The sequence below is a fragment of the Streptomyces sp. NPDC044719 genome, from assembly GCF_056433405.1.
In genome coordinates, this window is sequence record NZ_JBWKHE010000005.1 from 481,577 (window position 1) to 499,056 (window position 17,480).

Annotated in this window: 14 protein-coding genes; 7 read left to right on the top strand and 7 right to left on the bottom strand. The window is 69.4% G+C overall.

Annotated elements, in window-relative coordinates; genetic code table 11:
• Positions 1-48 precede the first annotated feature (48 nt).
• A complete protein-coding gene (ctaE, locus tag AC07DF_RS22360) occupies positions 49-669 on the bottom strand; it encodes an aa3-type cytochrome oxidase subunit III (RefSeq protein WP_184596414.1) in 621 nt (206 codons plus the stop codon).
• A gap of 145 nt (positions 670-814) precedes the next feature.
• Between ctaE and AC07DF_RS22365 the strand changes: the two genes are divergently transcribed.
• Positions 815-1,216: a response regulator gene (locus AC07DF_RS22365; RefSeq protein ID WP_478973947.1), complete on the top strand. Its 402-nt coding sequence runs from the start codon at positions 815-817 to the stop codon at positions 1,214-1,216.
• A gap of 119 nt (positions 1,217-1,335) precedes the next feature.
• Here AC07DF_RS22365 and AC07DF_RS22370 read toward each other — a convergent pair whose 3' ends face one another.
• The 4 genes from AC07DF_RS22370 to ctaC all read right to left on the bottom strand — a co-directional run bounded on the left by AC07DF_RS22370 (position 1,336) and on the right by ctaC (position 5,824).
• Positions 1,336-2,598, bottom strand: coding sequence for a L,D-transpeptidase (locus tag AC07DF_RS22370; RefSeq protein WP_478973950.1), 1,263 nt, complete (start codon positions 2,596-2,598; stop codon positions 1,336-1,338).
• 132 nt (positions 2,599-2,730) lie between these two features.
• A complete protein-coding gene (locus AC07DF_RS22375) occupies positions 2,731-3,129 on the bottom strand; it encodes a cytochrome c oxidase subunit 4 (protein ID WP_467431682.1) in 399 nt (132 codons plus the stop codon).
• On the bottom strand, positions 3,126-4,862 hold the full coding sequence (gene ctaD, locus AC07DF_RS22380) for an aa3-type cytochrome oxidase subunit I (protein ID WP_478973955.1): 1,737 nt from the start codon (positions 4,860-4,862) through the stop codon (positions 3,126-3,128). The genes AC07DF_RS22375 and ctaD overlap by 4 nt, the downstream gene beginning before the upstream one ends.
• Positions 4,859-5,824, bottom strand: coding sequence for an aa3-type cytochrome oxidase subunit II (ctaC, locus tag AC07DF_RS22385; protein WP_328338044.1), 966 nt, complete (start codon positions 5,822-5,824; stop codon positions 4,859-4,861). Before ctaC ends, ctaD begins: the two co-directional genes overlap by 4 nt.
• Positions 5,825-6,090: 266 nt before the next feature.
• On the opposite strand from ctaC, the gene AC07DF_RS22390 reads away from it, so the two are divergent.
• Entirely contained in the window at positions 6,091-7,467 is a 1,377-nt protein-coding gene (locus AC07DF_RS22390; RefSeq protein WP_478973959.1) for an aminotransferase class V-fold PLP-dependent enzyme, read from the top strand.
• A gap of 60 nt (positions 7,468-7,527) precedes the next feature.
• Here the strand turns inward: AC07DF_RS22390 and AC07DF_RS22395 are convergent, their stop codons facing one another.
• On the bottom strand, positions 7,528-8,502 hold the full coding sequence (locus tag AC07DF_RS22395; protein ID WP_478973962.1) for a carbohydrate kinase family protein: 975 nt from the start codon (positions 8,500-8,502) through the stop codon (positions 7,528-7,530).
• Between the two features lie 132 nt (positions 8,503-8,634).
• On the opposite strand from AC07DF_RS22395, the gene AC07DF_RS22400 reads away from it, so the two are divergent.
• Both AC07DF_RS22400 and AC07DF_RS22405 read left to right on the top strand, forming a co-directional pair.
• Positions 8,635-8,844 (top strand): hypothetical protein, encoded by a 210-nt coding sequence (locus AC07DF_RS22400; RefSeq protein WP_478973965.1) that lies wholly within the window; start codon positions 8,635-8,637, stop codon positions 8,842-8,844.
• A 145-nt stretch (positions 8,845-8,989) separates the two neighbouring features.
• On the top strand, positions 8,990-10,918 hold the full coding sequence (locus tag AC07DF_RS22405) for a hypothetical protein (protein WP_478973968.1): 1,929 nt from the start codon (positions 8,990-8,992) through the stop codon (positions 10,916-10,918).
• A 94-nt stretch (positions 10,919-11,012) separates the two neighbouring features.
• Here AC07DF_RS22405 and AC07DF_RS22410 read toward each other — a convergent pair whose 3' ends face one another.
• The gene (locus AC07DF_RS22410; protein WP_003989692.1) at positions 11,013-11,369 is read right to left on the bottom strand and encodes a HesB/IscA family protein; all 357 of its coding nucleotides are present in this window, start codon (positions 11,367-11,369) and stop codon (positions 11,013-11,015) included.
• Between the two features lie 283 nt (positions 11,370-11,652).
• Between AC07DF_RS22410 and nadA the strand changes: the two genes are divergently transcribed.
• The 3 genes from nadA to AC07DF_RS22425 all read left to right on the top strand — a co-directional run.
• The gene (nadA, locus tag AC07DF_RS22415) at positions 11,653-12,837 is read left to right on the top strand and encodes a quinolinate synthase NadA (protein ID WP_478973972.1); all 1,185 of its coding nucleotides are present in this window, start codon (positions 11,653-11,655) and stop codon (positions 12,835-12,837) included.
• A gap of 179 nt (positions 12,838-13,016) precedes the next feature.
• The gene (locus AC07DF_RS22420) at positions 13,017-14,465 is read left to right on the top strand and encodes an alpha/beta hydrolase (RefSeq protein WP_478973975.1); all 1,449 of its coding nucleotides are present in this window, start codon (positions 13,017-13,019) and stop codon (positions 14,463-14,465) included.
• A partial coding sequence (locus AC07DF_RS22425) for a tetratricopeptide repeat protein (protein WP_478973978.1) occupies positions 14,458-17,480 on the top strand: 3,023 nt, incomplete at its 3' end. The genes AC07DF_RS22420 and AC07DF_RS22425, both read left to right, overlap by 8 nt.

Genomic DNA, 17,480 nt, shown 5'->3' on the forward strand with positions numbered 1-17,480 from the left:
TGCTTCTGGGATGCGCGCTTCAGGGAGCACGCGTGGATGCGGGCCCTGCTACTTGATCATGTAGATCGTGGCGAAGAGGCCGATCCAGACGACATCGACGAAGTGCCAGTAGTAGGACACGACGATCGCGGCGGTCGCCTGCTCATGGGTGAACCTGCTGGCCGCGTAGGTCCGGCCGAGGACCAGCAGGAAGGCGATGAGACCGCCTGTCACGTGCAGGCCGTGGAAGCCGGTGGTCAGGTAGAACACCGAGCCGTAGGGGTCGGAGGACAGGGACAGGCCCGCGTCCTTGACCAGCTCCGTGTACTCGAAGACCTGACCGCCGATGAAGATCGCACCCATCACGAAGGTGACGATGAACCACATCCGGAGCTTCTTCACATCACCGCGCTCGGCGGCGAAGACGCCGAGCTGGCAGGTGAGTGAGGAGAGCACCAGGATGGTGGTGTTCGTCGCCGAGAACGGGAAGTTGAGATGGGCAGCCATCTCCTTCCAGTGATCGGGACCCGTCACCGATCGCAGGGTGAAGTACATCGCGAAGAGGGCCGCGAAGAACATCAGCTCGGAACTCAACCAGATGATGGTTCCGACGCTGGTGAGGTTCGGCCGGTTGACCGACGGGTGCGCGTGCCCGGTTTCTGCTGTCGTTGCTGTCGCCACGACCGACATTATGTCGGTCGCTTATCCCGCCCTCACTCCGGGGGGTGCCGTTCGGAGTGTCTAAGCCGGTCGTACCGGTGTTGACGTGGTGTTCAAGGGAGTAGCATCCCGCCCATCGGGCCTGTCCTTACGACGCTGACGTCACGGAGGAACAATGCAGCCGACCGCCACGGTGCTGGTCTACAGCGACGACTCCAACACCCGCGAACAGGTGCGGCTCGCCACGGGGCGGCGGCCGGCTCCGGACGTCCCTGTGGTGGAGTTCCTGGAGTGTGCGACTCCGGACGCGGTGCTCAAGGAGCTGGACCGGGGTGGGATCGACGTCTGCGTGCTGGACGGTGAGGCCGTGCCGATGGGGGGCATGGGGGTCTGCCGGCAGATCAAGGACGAGGTGTTCGACTGCCCGCCGGTACTGCTGCTGATCGGGCGGCCGCAGGACGCGTGGCTGGCGACCTGGAGTCGCGCCGAGTCGGCTGTGACGTTGCCGGTGGAGCCGGTGGAGTTCGCGGCCGCCCTGGCCTCTTTGCTGCGGGAGAAGAAGGCTCTGAACGCCTAGGAGCTCGGTTCGACCGGTTGTGTGGCGAGTGCGGGTGCGTGGGGGTTGTTCGCGCCCACGCGGCGGAGCCGCATATGGACACAGCCCCGCGCCCCTGAGGCATGAGCCCCTGAGGGCGTCTAGACGCTCTGTGGGCGCAGGCGGGCTCTGTCGGCCGCTGTGGGGCCGTCCGGGGTGCCGCCCAGGAGGGCGCTGCCTGTGCGCCACTTCTGCCAGTCGAGGTTCCAGTCGCCGAAGCCGTTGCCGAAGGGGGCCATCGTGTCGCCTCCGGAGTTGATGACCTTGACGATGTCGCCCTCGCGGACGGTGTCGTAGAACCACGCGGCGTTCTCGGTGCTCATGCCGGTGCAGCCGTGGCTGACGTTGGCGGCTCCCTGGGAGCCGACCGACCAGGGGGCGGCGTGGACGTACTCGCCGCTGTTGGTGACCCGGACGGAGTGGTGGACGATCAGGTCGTAGAAGTCCGAGGCGCCGATGCTGGCGCTGGTCATGCGGACGGTGCCTTCCTTGGCCAGGACGACCTTGACGCCGTTGCGGGTGTCATAACCGGGCATACCCGTCGTCACCGGTATCTGGCGGACGATCTCGTCGTTCTTGTAGACCGTCATCTGGTGGGCCGACGCGTCCGTGACGGCTATGAGCTTGTCGGCGGTGCTGAACGTCAGCGGCTTGGCCTTGCCGCCGCCCCACAGGCGGTCGCCGATCTTGATGCCCTCCAGGTTGCTGCGGACCTGGACGGTGGCCTGCGCGGGCCAGTAGTCCTTCGGGCGGTAGTGGAGCTTCTTGTCGTCCACCCAGTGCCAGGCGCCGTCCACCGCGGGTATGGAGGAGACCTTGAGCGCGCGTTCGACGACGGCCCGCTGGGCCCTGTCCTTGACGGGCCGGCTCAGCTCGGCGGTGACGGGCTGGCCGACGCCGTAGGTGCCCGCCTTGGGGCCGAAGGTGACGTCCAGGCGCTTCTTGGTGGTGGGTTTGCCGGTGTCGAAGGTGACGACCTTGCGGCCGGGCGCCCCGTCCTCGTCCTCGGTGCTCACACGGACCGTGTAGCCGGCGTTGGCGGCGAGCGGCGCGGTGCTGTGCCAGCGGCTGCCGTCGGCGGCGAGTTCGCCCGCAAGATAGCGTCCGGCGGTGTCGTAGGCCGTGACGTCCGTGATGCGCCCGTCGGAGTCCTCGGCGACCACTTCCAGGGGCTTGTCCGGGTCGGCCTTCTCACGGCCCTCTGGGGGGCCGTTGAAGGAGATCTGGTCCGCCGCGTCGTAGGGGCGGTGGGAGAGCGGGTTGCCGTCCGAGCCGCAGGCGGTGATGACGCCCGCGCTGAGGGCTATCACCAGCAGCGTGCAACTGACGACGGTGCGGGGCCTGACTATCGCTGTGTGGCTCATGACCTCACGCTAGGAAGCCCCGTCAACACCGGCACGCCGAGAGACTCGTACGAGTGACACATAGTGCGGCAAGAAGCAGGGGCCCGGACGCTCCTCTCGGAGTGTCCGGGCCCCTGAGGCGCTCGGCGCGTGTTACTGGGTGCGGTTCTCACCGCGGTAGTACTCGAAGACCCAGCCCCAGACGCCGATCAGGATGATCGGCAGCGAGAAGTACATCAGCCACCAGCCGATGGCGACCGACAGGAAGGCGAGGGCGCCACCGATGCCGAGGGAGAGCGGCTGCCAGCTGTGCGGGCTGAAGAACCCGACCTCGCCGGCGTCGTCGGCGACGTCCGCCTCCTTGTTGTCCTGTGCGCCCACGTCGACCCGCTTGGCCGTGAAGCCGAGGTAGAAGCCGATCATGATGCACAGGCCGAAGGCCAGGAAGAGGGCCGTGGTGCCGGCCGGCTCCTTCGACCACACGCCATAGACGACCGCCATGACGAGCACGAAGACGCTCAGCCACATGAACATCTTGCCCTGGATCTTCACTTGCCGGCCTCCTTGCCGCCAGCGAGGGACTTCTCGCCGTGACCGACGTTCTCGAGCTGGTCGAGAGCGGCGATCTCCGGGTGGTGCAGGTCGAACGCCGGGGATTCGCTGCGGATCCGCGGCATGGTGATGAAGTTGTGCCGCGGCGGCGGGCAGGAGGTCGCCCACTCCAGGGAACGGCCGTAGCCCCACGGGTCGTCGACCTCGACCGGCTTGCCGTACTTGGCCGTCTTCCACACGTTGTAGAAGAACGGCAGGATCGACATGCCGAGCAGGAACGAGCTGATCGTCGAGATCGTGTTCAGCGCGGTGAAGCCGTCGGCCGCCAGGTAGTCGGCGTACCGGCGCGGCATGCCCTCGGCGCCCAGCCAGTGCTGGACCAGGAACGTGCCGTGGAAGCCGATGAACAGCGTCCAGAAGGTGATCTTGCCGAGGCGCTCGTCCAGCATCTTGCCGGTCCACTTCGGCCACCAGAAGTGGAAGCCGGAGAACATCGCGAACACCACGGTGCCGAAGACGACGTAGTGGAAGTGGGCCACCACGAAGTACGAGTCCGAGACGTGGAAGTCCATCGGCGGCGAGGCCAGGATGACACCGGTCAGACCACCGAAGGTGAAGGTGATCAGGAAGCCCGTCGCCCAGAGCATCGGTGTCTCGAAGGACAACGAGCCCTTCCACATGGTGCCGATCCAGTTGAAGAACTTCACACCGGTCGGGACCGCGATCAGGAAGGTCATGAAGGAGAAGAACGGCAGCAGCACACCGCCGGTGACGTACATGTGGTGGGCCCACACCGTCACGGACAGACCCGCGATCGCGATCGTCGCGCCGATCAGACCCGTGTAACCGAACATCGGCTTACGGGAGAAGACCGGGATGACCTCGGAGATGATGCCGAAGAACGGCAGGGCGATGATGTACACCTCTGGATGGCCGAAGAACCAGAAGAGGTGTTGCCACAGCAACGCGCCGCCGTTGGCGGAGTCGAAGATGTGGGCGCCGAACTTGCGGTCCGCCTCCAGGGCGAACAGCGCGGCCGCGAGGACCGGGAAGGCGAGCAGGACCAGCACACCGGTCAGCAGCACGTTCCAGGTGAAGATCGGCATGCGGAACATCGTCATGCCGGGGGCGCGCATGCAGATGATCGTGGTGATGAAGTTGACCGAGCCGAGGATGGTGCCGAAGCCGGAGAAGGCCAGACCCATGATCCACATGTCGGCGCCGATGCCCGGGCTGCGGACGGCGTCCGAGAGCGGGCTGTAGGCGAACCAGCCGAAGTCGGCCGCGCCCTGCGGGGTGAGGAAGCCGCCCACCGCGATGAGCGAGCCGAACAGGTACAGCCAGTAGGCGAACATGTTCAGCCGCGGGAACGCCACGTCGGGCGCGCCGATCTGCAGCGGCATGATCCAGTTCGCGAAACCGGCGAACAGCGGCGTCGCGAACATCAGCAGCATGATCGTGCCGTGCATCGTGAACGCCTGGTTGAACTGCTCGTTCGACATGATCTGCAGACCCGGACGGGCCAGCTCGGCGCGCATGAACAGCGCCATCACGCCACCGATGACGAAGAACGCGAACGACGTCGCCAGGTACAGCGTGCCGATCGTCTTGTGGTCCGTCGTCGTCAGCCACTTGACCACGACACTGCCGCGGTTCTGGCGCCTGACCGGCAGCTCGTCCTGGTAGTGGGACCCTGCTGCCGCGGCACCCTGGGGTTCGTTGAGGATGCTCACAGGTTGTTCGTCTCCCGGTTCTTCTCGTGGCTCGTCTGCGCGATGCCGGCAGGAACGTAACCGTTCTGCTGCTTGTCCACGAGGTCCTTGAGGTGCTGCTCGTAGCGCTCGGGGGAGACGACCTTCACGTTGAACAGCATCCGAGAGTGGTCGACGCCGCAGAGCTCGGCGCACTTGCCCAGGAAGGTGCCCTCCTTGTTGGGGGTCACCTCGAAGGCGTTGGTGTGGCCCGGGATGACGTCCTGCTTCATCAGGAACGGCACCACCCAGAAGGAGTGGATGACGTCACGCGAGGTCAGCACGAAGCGGACCGTCTTGCCCTTGGGCAGCCAGAGCGTCGGACCGGGGTTGTTGGTCTGCGGGTTCCGCGTACCGGGGGTACCGCAGTCGTAGGCGCCGCCGGCGTTGGCCGGGAAGTCTTCCTTGAACCGGTCCGGGATCGCGTCCAGGTCCTTGGAGGTCTTGGCGTCACCGGTGGAACCCGCGACGGGCTCGATGTAGTTGAAGCACCAGCTCCACTGGAAGCCGACCACGTTGACCGTGACGTCCGGCTTCTTCTTGAGGCTGAGCAGCTCGGACTCGTCACGGGCGGTGAAGTAGAACAGCACCGAGACGATGATGAGCGGGACCACGGTGTACAGCGCCTCGATGGGCATGTTGTACCGGGTCTGTGGGGGAACTTCGACCTTGGTGCGGCTGCGCCGGTGGAAGAAAGCACTCCACAGGATCAGACCCCACACCAGCACGCCAACGGCGAGCGCAGCCGCCCAGGACCCCTGCCACAGGGAGAGGATCCGCGGAGCCTCTTCCGTGGTCGGGGTGGGCATACCAAGGCGGGGGAAGTCTTCCCAGTTGTACGAGCAACCGGTGGCTGTCGCCAAGACCAGGCCCGCGGTCAGTGCCTGCAGCAGCTTCCGCCGCATCGGGCGCCGCGGCGAGCGGTCGGAGCCGTTGGGACTCACGTAGCGCCTTCCCGAGAGTCTCGCCCGCGCGGATCGGCTGCGGCCTGGCCTTCTCGCTGGTCGGTCGCCGCCCTGCGTCGGGCAGGGGTTTGGATGTTTATGCGGACCAAACCCTAGCCGACGCCTTCCGGGGGTTCTCTAGGAGGGGTGCCTAGTGGGGTGGGGTGTTCGCTTGATTGGCGGGTGCGGCGTTGGCTGTGGCTTGTCGCGCAGTTCCCCGCGCCCCTTTTGGGGCGTTGCTGTGCTGGACGTTCTAGCGTTGCTGCGTGGGTTACTTCGATGCTGCTTCCGCTGCTCCGCTTCATCCGATCGCCCGGCAGGCTCTGCTGGCCTCCCTCGATGAGGGGTGGGCGGATCCCGCGCGGCTGTACAGGGAAGGGCGGCGGGCCCGGATGCTGGTGGACGCCGCTCGGGAGGCCGCTGCCGAGGCGGTGGGGTGCCGGGCGGACGAGCTGGTGTTCACCTCGTCCGGAACGCGTGCCGTGCATACGGGGATCGCGGGGGCGCTGGCCGGGCGGCGGCGGGCCGGGCGCCACCTGATCGTGTCGGCGGTCGAACATTCTTCGGTACTCCATTCGGCCGAGGTGCACGAGGCGGACGGCGGTTCCGTCACCCAGGTGCCGGTCGACCGGGGCGGGGCGGTGGATCCGGCGGAGTACGGCGCTGCCCTGCGCGGGGACACGGCGCTGGCCTGTCTCCAGTCGGCCAATCACGAGGTGGGGACGGAGCAGCCCGTCGCGGCAGTGGCCGAGCGGTGCCGGGAGGCCGGGGTGCCGTTGCTGGTGGACGCCGCTCAGTCGCTCGGGTGGGGGCCGGTGGAAGGTGACTGGTCGTTGCTCGCGGCCAGTGCGCACAAGTGGGGCGGGCCGTCGGGGGTCGGGCTGCTCGTGGTGCGCAAGGGCGTGCGCTTCTCGACGCAAGGGCCGGTGGACGAGCGGGAGTCGGGGCGGGCGCCCGGTTTCGAGAACATCCCGGCGATCGTGGCCGCTGCGGCTTCGCTGCGGGCCGTACGGGCGGAGGCGGCCGGGGAGGCCGCGCGGCTGCGGGAGCTGACAGAGCGGATCCGGGCCCGGGTGCCGGGGCTGGTGCCCGACGTCGAGGTGGTCGGGGATCCGGTGCGCCGGCTGCCGGGGGTCGTCACCTTCTCCTGTCTCTATGTCGACGGAGAGGCGCTGCTGCACGAGCTGGACCGGGAGGGCTTCTCGGTCTCGTCCGGATCGTCCTGCACGAGCAGCACGCTGACGCCGAGCCATGTGCTGCGGGCGATGGGTGTGCTGAGCGAGGGGAATGTGCGGGTGTCGCTGCCGCTGGGGGTGGCGGAGGAGGATGTGGAGCGGTTCCTGGAGGTGCTTCCCCGGGCTGTGGCGGCGGTGCGGGAGAAGCTGGGGGCGCCGGTTTTGGAGACGGTGGTGCGGGAGGACGTGCTCGTCGTGGACTCCTTGGGCAAGAGGTGCCCGATCCCGGTCATCGAGCTCGCCAAGGTCATCGATGACGTGCCGGTGGGCGGCCTGGTCCGGGTGCTGTCGGACGACGAGGCGGCCCGCCTGGACATCCCGGCCTGGTGCGAGATGAGGAACCAGGAGTACGTGGGGGAAGAACCGGCGGACAGAGGAACGGCGTACTCTGTCCGCCGGGTGAGCTGACACCCCTGGGGGCGCGGGGAACTGCGCGACCAGCCCCCACGCACCCGCAGACGGCAGCGGTCAGGCCAGATGCCCCTGCACCTCGGTCGCCGCCTCATCCCCGTACGCCTTGGTGAACCGCTCCATGAAGTGCCCACGGCGCAGCTGGTACTCCTGCGTACCCACCGTCTCGATGACGAGAGTCGCCAGCATGCAGCCGACCTGCGCGGCCCGCTCCAGGGAGACGCCCCAGGCGAGGCCCGACATGAAGCCCGCGCGGAACGCGTCGCCGACGCCCGTGGGGTCGGCCTTGCGCTCCTCGTCCGGCGTGCCGACCTCGATCGGGTCCTCGCCGACCCGCTCGATGCGGACGCCGCGCGCGCCGAGGGTGGTCACACGGTGCCCCACCCGGGACAGGATCTCCGCGTCGCTCCAGCCGGTCTTGGTCTCGATCAGGCCCTTCTCGTACTCGTTGGAGAAGAGGTACGTCGCCCCGTCCAGCAGGATGCGGATCTCCTCGCCGTCCATCCGGGCGATCTGCTGGGAGAAGTCGGCGGCGAACGGAATGGACCGGGAGCGGCACTCCTCGGTGTGGCGGAGCATCGCCTCCGGGTCGTCCGCGCCGATGGAGACCAGATCGAGTCCGCCGACCCGGTCGGCTACGGTCTTCAGCTCGATGAGGCGGGCCTCGCTCATGGCGCCCGTATAGAAGGAGCCGATCTGGTTGTGGTCGGCGTCGGTCGTGCACACGAAGCGGGCGGTGTGCAGCGTGTCGGAGATGCGGACGGACTCGGTGTCGACGCCGTGCCGCTCGAGCCAGGCGCGGTACTCGTCGAAGTCCGCGCCCGCGGCGCCGACCAGGATCGGACGAGTGCCGAGCTGTCCCATGCCGAACGCGATGTTCGCGGCGACGCCGCCGCGGCGGACGTCGAGCTTGTCGACCAGGAACGACAGCGAGACCGTGTGCAGCTGGTCCGCTACGAACTGGTCGGCGAAGCGGCCGGGGAAGGTCATGAGGTGGTCGGTGGCGATGGAGCCGGTGACTGCGATGCGCACGGCGTGGACTCTCCTGAGGGAGGCGGACCTTGACACTTCACGCTATCGGGTGTGCGGGGCAGCTCTGAAGGCATCGAAACTACCCGATAGTAGATCTTTCTCCGCGAGCTCGAGCGTGCCTACGGTGCCGCTATGACGAACCTCAAGGTCCAGGCACCCGTTCCGGTCGACCTCGAAGGCGATCTGGCGTACTTGCCGGGTGACGGGGCGCGGATGGCCCCCCACTGGGCGACACCCGACCGGATCGCCTCCCGGCCCGTCTCCCCGGCCCTGATCCACGGTGTGACCGTACCCCCGGCGTCGGCCCGGCTGCTCGACGCCATGTCGGACTACGGGGACTGAGCGGGCCCCTGCGGGAACCGTGTGCTCCCCCGCTGCGTCCCATCGCTGTCCCCCGTAAAGGGGATGCGGGATACGACCCACCAGCGCCCCGTGTGTGACCGGTCCGGGTCCCATGGGACAGCTGTGCAGCCGAAGGAGCGATGCGGTGAACACCGAGCGACCCGACAACGACGACGCCAGGGAAGCGGGCGGCGCCGGAGCCGCCGCCGACCCTGCCCGGGACATCGGGGGCGTCTCCGACGGTGAACGGGGTTCGGCGGACGCCGAGGACGTGACCGAGGCCGCCGAGTCCCGTGAGGTCGACACGCCCGGGGTCGCTGAGACGGAGCAGGGCCGCGACGCCGATCAAGCATCCGAGGCACCTGAGGTATCCGAGGAGTCCGAGGGCCCGGAGGGGTCCGAGGGCTCCGAGGCGCGAGAGGACGACACGGCGGACGCCGGCTCGGCCCCGGACCCGGCCGCGGAAGGGGAAGCGGAAGGGGAAGGGGAAGGGGAAGGGGAAGAAACAGCAACGGACACCACCGCGGAAGCCGCAGCAGAAGCCGCCGCGACGCCGGACAGCGACCTGCCCCGTGACTCCGGCGCACCGGCCAGCGACCTGCCCCGCAACGAGGAGGAACTGGTCCACCCGGGCGACGGGCGCCCCCGGACGCCCGCGATCATCGCCTCCGTCGCCGCCGCCGTGCTGCTGATCGGCGGGGGCGGGGCCTGGCTCGCCACCAACGTGGCCGACGGGTCGGGCGGCGGACAGACGTCAGGCGCCCCCGGCGGGGACGACACTCCCCCGCCGCTCCCGCTCGACGGGTACTCGGAATCGACCTCCGGCGAGGGCAACGGCATCGCACCCGGTGAGCCCAACCCCTACGGCGCCACCTACAAGCTCGGCGGCACGCTGCCGGACGGCCCCGGCGAGGCGCCGGTGTACCGGGCTCGGGGCGAGGTCACCGAGGAGGACGTGGCCCGGCTGGCCAAGGCCCTCGGGGTCGAGGGGACGCCGGTGGCACAGGGCGAGGCCTGGAAGGTCGGGGCCGGCCAGGACGGTTCGGGACCGAACCTCCAGGTGAACAAGCAGGCGCCGGGAGCCTGGACGTTCAACCGCTACGCCCCGGGCACCGACGACTGCAAGGGCACCGACACGTGCACGGCTCCGCAGTCCGGCGGCACCCCGGTGAGTGAGGCGGAGGCCGAGAAGGCCGCGGCGCCCGTGCTGAAGGCGCTGGGTCAGGACGAAGCGAAGCTCGACGCGAGCCAGGTCATGGGCGCCCAGCGGGTGGTGAACGCCACTCCCGAGATCGGCGGGCTGCCGACGCACGGCTGGAACACCGGGGTCACGGTCGGCTCCGAGGGCGTGGTCGTCGGCGGCAGCGGTCAGCTGAAGGCGCCGGTCGAGGGGGACACCTACCCCGTGGTCAGTGCCAAGAAGGCGCTGGAGCTGATGGAGAAGCGGCCGACGGGCGACCACCGGATGGGCATCGGCGGCTGCGCGAGCCCCGTGCCGTTGAAGGACCGGCTGGAGCAGCCCTGCGGATCGGCGGCGAGCGGCTCTCCCGGGCAGGAGCAGCAGGACTCGGTCACGGTCGAGAACGCGGTGTTCGGACTGGCCTCGCACTTCGTGGACGGGCGGCAGGCGCTGGTGCCGTCCTGGCTGTTCGAGGTGACGGCGCCGGGTGCGAAGGACCCGTTCACGGTGACGTACCCGGCCGTCGACCCGAAGTACCTGACTTCCGCCACGCCGAGCGAGCCGAGTGACAAGCCGACGTCGGCGCCCGAGCCGAGCAACGTCGAGGTGGACGGCTACCGGGCCGAGGGGTCGGAGCTGACCGTGACCTTCACGGGCGGGGTGTGCGCCGACTACGACGTGAAGGCGAGCGAGCAGGGCGACGAGGTGACGGTCACGGTGACCTCGACCGCCTGGCCGGACAAGGTCTGCATCATGATCGCGAAGCAGTTCCAGAAGACCGTGCGGCTGGACGAGCCGCTCGGCGACCGTGCGGTCGTGGGCTCGGACGGCAAGGGCGTCCCGCTGGCCAGGGAGGGCGCGCGGCTGCCGGCTCCCCCGACGCGGGAGCGGTAGGCACCGGGCGGTAGCGAGCGCGAAGGCGGCGGCCCCGTCGGAGGGGGCCGCCGCCTTCGTCATGTCCGCTGCCGCCCGTAGCGGCCCGGCAGGCTCAGCTGAAGGAGTCGCCGCAGGCGCAGGAGCCGGTCGCGTTCGGGTTGTCGATCGTGAAGCCCTGCTTCTCGATCGTGTCCACGAAGTCGATCGTGGCACCGCCCAGGTACGGGGCGCTCATGCGGTCGGTGACGACCTTCACACCGCCGAAGTCCTTCTCGACGTCACCGTCGAGGGAACGCTCGTCGAAGAACAGCTGGTAGCGCAGGCCGGAGCAGCCGCCGGGCTGGACGGCGACGCGCAGCGCGAGGTCGTCGCGGCCTTCCTGGTCGAGCAGGGTCTTGACCTTGTCCGCGGCGGCGTCGGTCAGGATGATGCCGTCGCTGACGGTGGTGGTCTCGTCCGATACGGACATCTACATCTCTCCCGGGTTGTACGGAGACTGCTTGCCGACGGGTCCAACCGGCGGGGCCGCGGATTCATTCCGGGCCGGGCGCTCGATTTACGGCTCCGTTTCATGCTCGCACACGCGCCGGGAACCGGAAAACGTCTCTTTCCCGGTGTTCCCGGGAATGAACGGCGGCTCACCGGGATTCACGTCACACAGACGCTATGGCCATCGTCAAAGTGACGTGAAGCGGTTATGATAGATAGCGTCAAATCGACGAAAAGTCGCAGAAACAGAAAGGGTGCGTGTCGTGACCACCGCCCAGACCCAGGAGCTCGACGTACAGCCGACGCCCCTCGCCCTGCTGCTCCTCGGCCGCGAGGCCGACCCCAGGAGCGAGCGCGGCGTGGAGTGTCCCGGCGACCTGCCCTCGCCGTCCGACCCGGACCTGGTGGAGCGCGCCCGCAAGGCGAAGGAGAAGCTCGGGGACAAGGTCTTCGTGCTCGGCCACCACTACCAGCGCGACGAGGTCATCCAGTTCGCCGACGTGACCGGTGACTCGTTCAAGCTGGCCCGGGACGCGGCCGCCCGCCCGGAGGCCGAGTACATCGTGTTCTGCGGCGTGCACTTCATGGCGGAGTCGGCGGACATCCTGACGTCCGACGACCAGAAGGTGGTCCTCCCCGACCTGGCCGCCGGCTGCTCGATGGCCGACATGGCGACGGCCGAGCAGGTCGCCGAGTGCTGGGACGTGCTGACCGAGGCCGGCATAGCCGAGCAGGTCGTGCCCGTCTCGTACATGAACTCGTCCGCCGACATCAAGGCGTTCACGGGCAAGCACGGCGGCACGATCTGCACTTCGTCCAACGCCAAGCGCGCCCTGGACTGGGCCTTCGAGCAGGGCGAGAAGGTCCTCTTCCTGCCGGACCAGCACCTGGGCCGCAACACCGCGGTGCGGGACATGGGCATGTCCCTCGAGGACTGCGTCCTCTACAACCCGCACAAGCCGAACGGCGGGCTGACGACCGAGGAACTGCGCGCCGCGAAGATGATCCTGTGGCGCGGCCACTGCTCGGTGCACGGCCGCTTCAGCCTCGACTCGGTGAACGACGTGCGCGAGCGCATCCCCGGCGTGAACGTCCTGGTGCACCCCGAGTGCAAGCACGAGGTCGTCGCCGCGGCGGACTACGTCGGCTCGACGGAGTACATCATCAAGGCCCTGGAGGCCGCCCCGTCCGGCTCCAAGTGGGCCATCGGCACGGAGCTGAACCTGGTCCGCCGCCTGGCGAACCGTTTCGCACCGGAGGGCAAGGAGATCGTCTTCCTCGACAAGACGGTCTGCTTCTGCTCGACGATGAACCGCATCGACCTCCCCCACCTGGTCTGGGCCCTGGAGTCCCTGGCCGAGGGCAACCTCGTCAACCGCATCGAGGTGGACAAGGAGACGGAGGCGTTCGCGAAGCTGGCGCTGGAGCGGATGCTGGCGCTGCCGTAGCCCGTAGCGGGGTATGAAGGGGGGCGTCGGCTGTGGCCGGCGTCCCCCTTCTCCACGCAGGACGCAGGCCAGAGCGCATTTCATGTTTCGTGCGGACAGTTCCGCATTCCTCGTGTCCGGCCGACTCCGCCGTCATTACGCTGACCCCTCACAGCACGACGTGCACATACGGGGGCGGCATGACGACGCAGCGCGCCCGGGTCGACGATCTCGTGGTCGTGGTTCCGGGAATCATGGGCAGCCGGCTGACGGACGCGGACGGGAACGAGTTGTGGGGGCTCTCGGGAAAGGCCCTGTTACGAGGGATCAGGACCTTCGGAAGGTCCGTGACCCGGCTGGTCCTCCCGTCCGACCTGGGAGACGGCCACCCCGGTGACGGCGTGCGGCCCGCCGGACCGATGTCCGATCTGCACGCCCTTCCTGGGGTCGGGCCGCTCGTCGACGGTTACAGCGGACTACTGGACTGGCTGGAGCAGCACTTCACCCTGCGACGGCGGCAGCCGGGCGACGCCCCTGGCACACCGGTGAACCTGGTGGACTTCTCGTACGACTGGCGCCTCTCCTGCCGGTACAACGCCGAACGGCTCCGCGAACGGGTAGAGGAGGAACTCGGCCGCTGGCGGGCCTCCGCCTCCGGGCGGGCCGAGGCCAGGGTCGTGTTCGTGTGCCACTCGATGGGCGGGCTGGTGACCCGGCAGTACGTCGAGCTGGGCGGCGGCGCGGAGGTCGCCCGGCGAGTGATCACGCTCGGGACGCCGTACCGGGGCTCGTTGGACGCCCTGCTGTACCTGGTGAACGGGCTGCGGCCGGGGGTCGGCCCGCTTCGGCTGAATCTGGCGCGGTTCGCGCGCAGCCTGCCGTCCCTGCACCAGCTGGCCCCGGACTACGCGTGTCTACTGGGTGGCGGCACGGACGCGGCAGACCTCCGGTACGCGCGTGACGTGACCGGGCTGCCGGGGGTCGACGAAGCCCTGCTCAAGGACGCCGCGCTGTTCCATGAGGCGGTGCGCGAGTCCCGGACGGGAGCCGCGTACGGGGTGGAGTACCTGCCGGTGAGCGGGGTTCTGCAGCCCACTCCGACCACGGCCCGGGCGGGGGACGACGGCCGGCTCTCGCCGCTGCTCACCATCGGCGGCGCGGACGAGGGCGGCGACGGGCGGGTTCCCCGTCTGTCCAGCGCCCACCTCACGGGCGTACGGCGACCCGCGTACACCCCGTGGGAACAGCACGGTTCGCTGCAGAACAACACCGCCGTCCGCTGGGCGCTGTGGGAGTGGCTCACGCCTGAGCTGCCGGTGCACCGGGGTCCGGAGGAGGCGGCGACGGCGAGGCCGCTCGGGGTGCGGGCGCCGGAGGTGCTGGCGGCAGGCGAGGCGGCGGAGGTCGAGGTGTCGGTCCCCAGCGACGTCCCCGGGCACGACGAGCTGGCGCTCGCCCTGAGCGTGGACGACGGCCCCGGACGCACGCTGCGGAACCGGGGCGACGGGCGCTACACCGCTCCGCTCACCGGTCTCGCACCCGGAGCGCACCGGCTGAGGGTCGGCGCACGGCACGCCCCGGAGGCCTCGGTGACGGCGTTGACGCTGGTGATGGAGCACGAGGGGGAAGAGGGCACCGAGGATGAGTGAGGCTCCGGAGTTCAGGGCCACCGCGCTGTGCGTGGTGTGCGAGTCGTACGACGACTCTCGGACCTTCCCCCAACTGGTGGGTGCCAGGGCCCAGATGGAGGAGATCGCCGGCCTCCTCGAAGGGCTGGGCTTCGATGTGCGGCTGGTAGGCGGGGGCGACCCGGACCGGGCTGCCTTCGACCGGGAGGTCGAGGAGTGGAGCGAGGGCTGGCGGCGCTCGGGGGGCCGCAGGCCCGCGTTGATCCTCTGGTCAGGGCACGGTGTCCTCGCCGACGACGAACTCCGGCTCGTCCTCAGCGATCTGAAGCCCGGCGACCATGTGGGGACGCGAAAGGTCCGGATACGCAAGCAGGGTGTCTCCACCGAAGAGCTGATCGGATACGCGGTCGCTTCGGAGGCCGATCAGATCCTGGTGCTCGTCGACACCTGCTATGCGGGCGACGGCGTCGGGGACGGCGTTCGGACCGCCCTGAAGCACTGGTCCGAGATCTCCCTTCCGCCCGGCCGGACCAAGTGGCTCGGCAGCATGGCGAGCTGCCAGCGCAACGAGACCTCGGACGGCGACGGCCCGCTGCTGCGGGCACTGGCTGCGGTGCTGCGGGAAGGGCCACGGACGGACGAGTACCTGAGTGCGTGGAGCGCGCATAACGAGCTGGTCAGTGGGGTCGAGCTGCTGGGAGCACTGCCGACCAGATGGGAGGCGGAGGGCCAGCGGCCCGCGCGCGCCGCCGTGGGCGACGAACGCCCGGCGTTTCCCAACCCCCTCGCCCGGCCGGGGACCGCGCCGACCCTCGTGGAGCACCTGGTGCTCGCCGCGCGTGGCGTGGGGCACCGGGAGGAGGGCTGGTTCTTCAGCGGACGGCGGCAGGTGCTCCGGAAGATCATCGGTTGGATGGAGACCGAGGCTCCCGGTCTCTTCCTGGTCACCGGGCCCGCCGGGTGCGGCAAGTCGGCGGTGCTCGGGCGTATCGCGACGCTCGCGGACCCCGAGCAGCGCCGGGAGGCCGAGCGGCAGGGCGCGCTCCGGGAGGGTGACCCGGACCCGGGTGTGCGGGACGCCCGGACCTTCGCGGCCGTGCATCTGCGGGGCCTGGACGCGACCCAGGCAGCGGCGGAACTCGCCGCCCGGCTGGGGTTGCGCGAGCCGAGGAACGCGGACGCCCTGAGAGCCGAGCTGCGCGAGCTTCCGACGCTTCCCGTCCTGGTCCTCGACGGTCTCGACGAGGTGCCGCCCGAGCACACCCAGGGCGTGATCGAGGAGCTGGTCTTTCCGCTGAGCCGGATGCTGCCGGTGCTGGTCGGCTCCCGGGAGCGGCCCTTCCGGGGCAGGCTGAAGGAGGGCGAGACGCTTCCGGACGCCCTGGTTCGCCACATCGGCGACAGCGTCACGACGGTGGATCTGGAGGCCGAGCCGGACACCCGGCAGGACATCGCCGAGTACGTACGGCGGCGTTGCGAGGCCGCCGAGGTCGACGGGGCCGAGGTCGCCGAGGCCGTGGCGGACCGCGCTACGGCGCAGGACGGGGGGTTCCTCTTCGCCCGGCTGATCACCGGCTTCCTTGTCGCACGGCTTCGAGAGCCCGAGAGCCGCCGGGACACCGAGGACCTGCTCGCCGGGCTGCCCGACTCCGTGGAGGCCGCGTTCGAGGAGGACCTGCGCTCCGGCCAACGGCGGGTACGCGACGACGGCACCGAACTCCCCTCGGCGGCGCGGGACCTCCTCACGGCGCTCGCGTGGGCCGCAGGCCGGGGTATGCCCGCGGGCGGAGTCTGGGAGGCGGTGGCCTCGGCGCTCGGTGGTCAGGGTGTTGTGTACACCGAGGGGGACCTCGACTGGGTCCTGTCCGCCTACGGCCGCTACATCGTCGAGGACGGCGCGGGCGCACAGGCCGTGTACCGGCTGTATCACCGGGAGTTCGTCTCACATCTGAGGAGACGCGAGGCGCCCGAGGGGGCGTCCGCCGAGGTGGTCGTGCTGCGGGCAGTGGTGGACCTCCTCAAGCGGCAGGCCGAGGTCGGCAGCTGGGAGCGGGTCGATCCATATGTACGGACCTGGTTGGCCCGCCACGCGGCGTGGGCCAGCGTCCCGGGGCCGGGCATCGACGTGCTGCGTGACCTTGTGGTGTGGGACCGGGAGAACGCCCTGCCGCATCTGGCGGAGGCTCTGCTTGAGATCTCCGTCGTCTTGTCGGGAAACGCGGATCACAGGGCTGCCGTGGAATTCGCTCGCGAGGCAAACGACATCTACAGGGACCTGGCTGACAGAGACTCGGGTTGCCTCCCCGACCTCGCCGGATCACTCAACAACCTCGCCAACCGCCTGGCCGACACCGGAGACCGCCAAGGCGCCCTCGAACACGCCCACCAAGCCGTACGCATCCGACGCCAACTCGCCCACACCAACCCCGCCGCCTACCTCCCCAACCTCGCCGGATCACTCAACAACCTCGCCAACCGCCTGGCCGAGACCGGAGACCGCCAAGGCGCCCTCGAACCCGCCCACCAAGCCGTACGCCACTACACCCAACTCGCCCACACCAACCCCGCCGCCCACCTCCCCGACCTCGCCATGGCACTCAACAACCTCGCCAACCACCTGGCCGAGACCGGAGACCGCCAAGGCGCCCTCGAACACGCCCACCAAGCCGTACGCATCCGACGCCAACTCGCCCACACCAACCCCGCCGCCTACCTCCCCGACCTCGCCACATCACTCAACAACCTCGCCAACCACCTGGCCGAGACCGGAGACCGCCAAGGCGCCCTCGAACCCGCCCACCAAGCCGTACGCATCCGACGCCAACTCGCCCACACCAACCCCGCCGCCTACCTCCCCGACCTCGCCGGATCACTCAACAACCTCGCCGCAACACTCGCCGAGACCGGAGACCGCCAAGGCGCCCTCGAACCCGCCCACCAAGCCGTGCGCCACTACACCCAACTCGCCCACACCAACCCCGCCGCCCACCTCCCCGACCTCGCCATGGCACTCAACAACCTCGCCATCCGCCTCGC

What these genes read in the sequence shown, in the direction of transcription:
- ctaE (WP_184596414.1), bottom strand. Translation starts at nt 669, where the DNA reads ATGTCGGTCGTGGCGACAGCAACGACAGCAGAAACCGGGCACGCGCAC.
- AC07DF_RS22365 (WP_478973947.1), top strand. Translation starts at nt 815, where the DNA reads ATGCAGCCGACCGCCACGGTGCTGGTCTACAGCGACGACTCCAACACC.
- AC07DF_RS22370 (WP_478973950.1), bottom strand. Translation starts at nt 2,598, where the DNA reads ATGAGCCACACAGCGATAGTCAGGCCCCGCACCGTCGTCAGTTGCACG.
- AC07DF_RS22400 (WP_478973965.1), top strand. Translation starts at nt 8,635, where the DNA reads ATGACGAACCTCAAGGTCCAGGCACCCGTTCCGGTCGACCTCGAAGGC.
- AC07DF_RS22410 (WP_003989692.1), bottom strand. Translation starts at nt 11,369, where the DNA reads ATGTCCGTATCGGACGAGACCACCACCGTCAGCGACGGCATCATCCTG.
- AC07DF_RS22420 (WP_478973975.1), top strand. Translation starts at nt 13,017, where the DNA reads ATGACGACGCAGCGCGCCCGGGTCGACGATCTCGTGGTCGTGGTTCCG.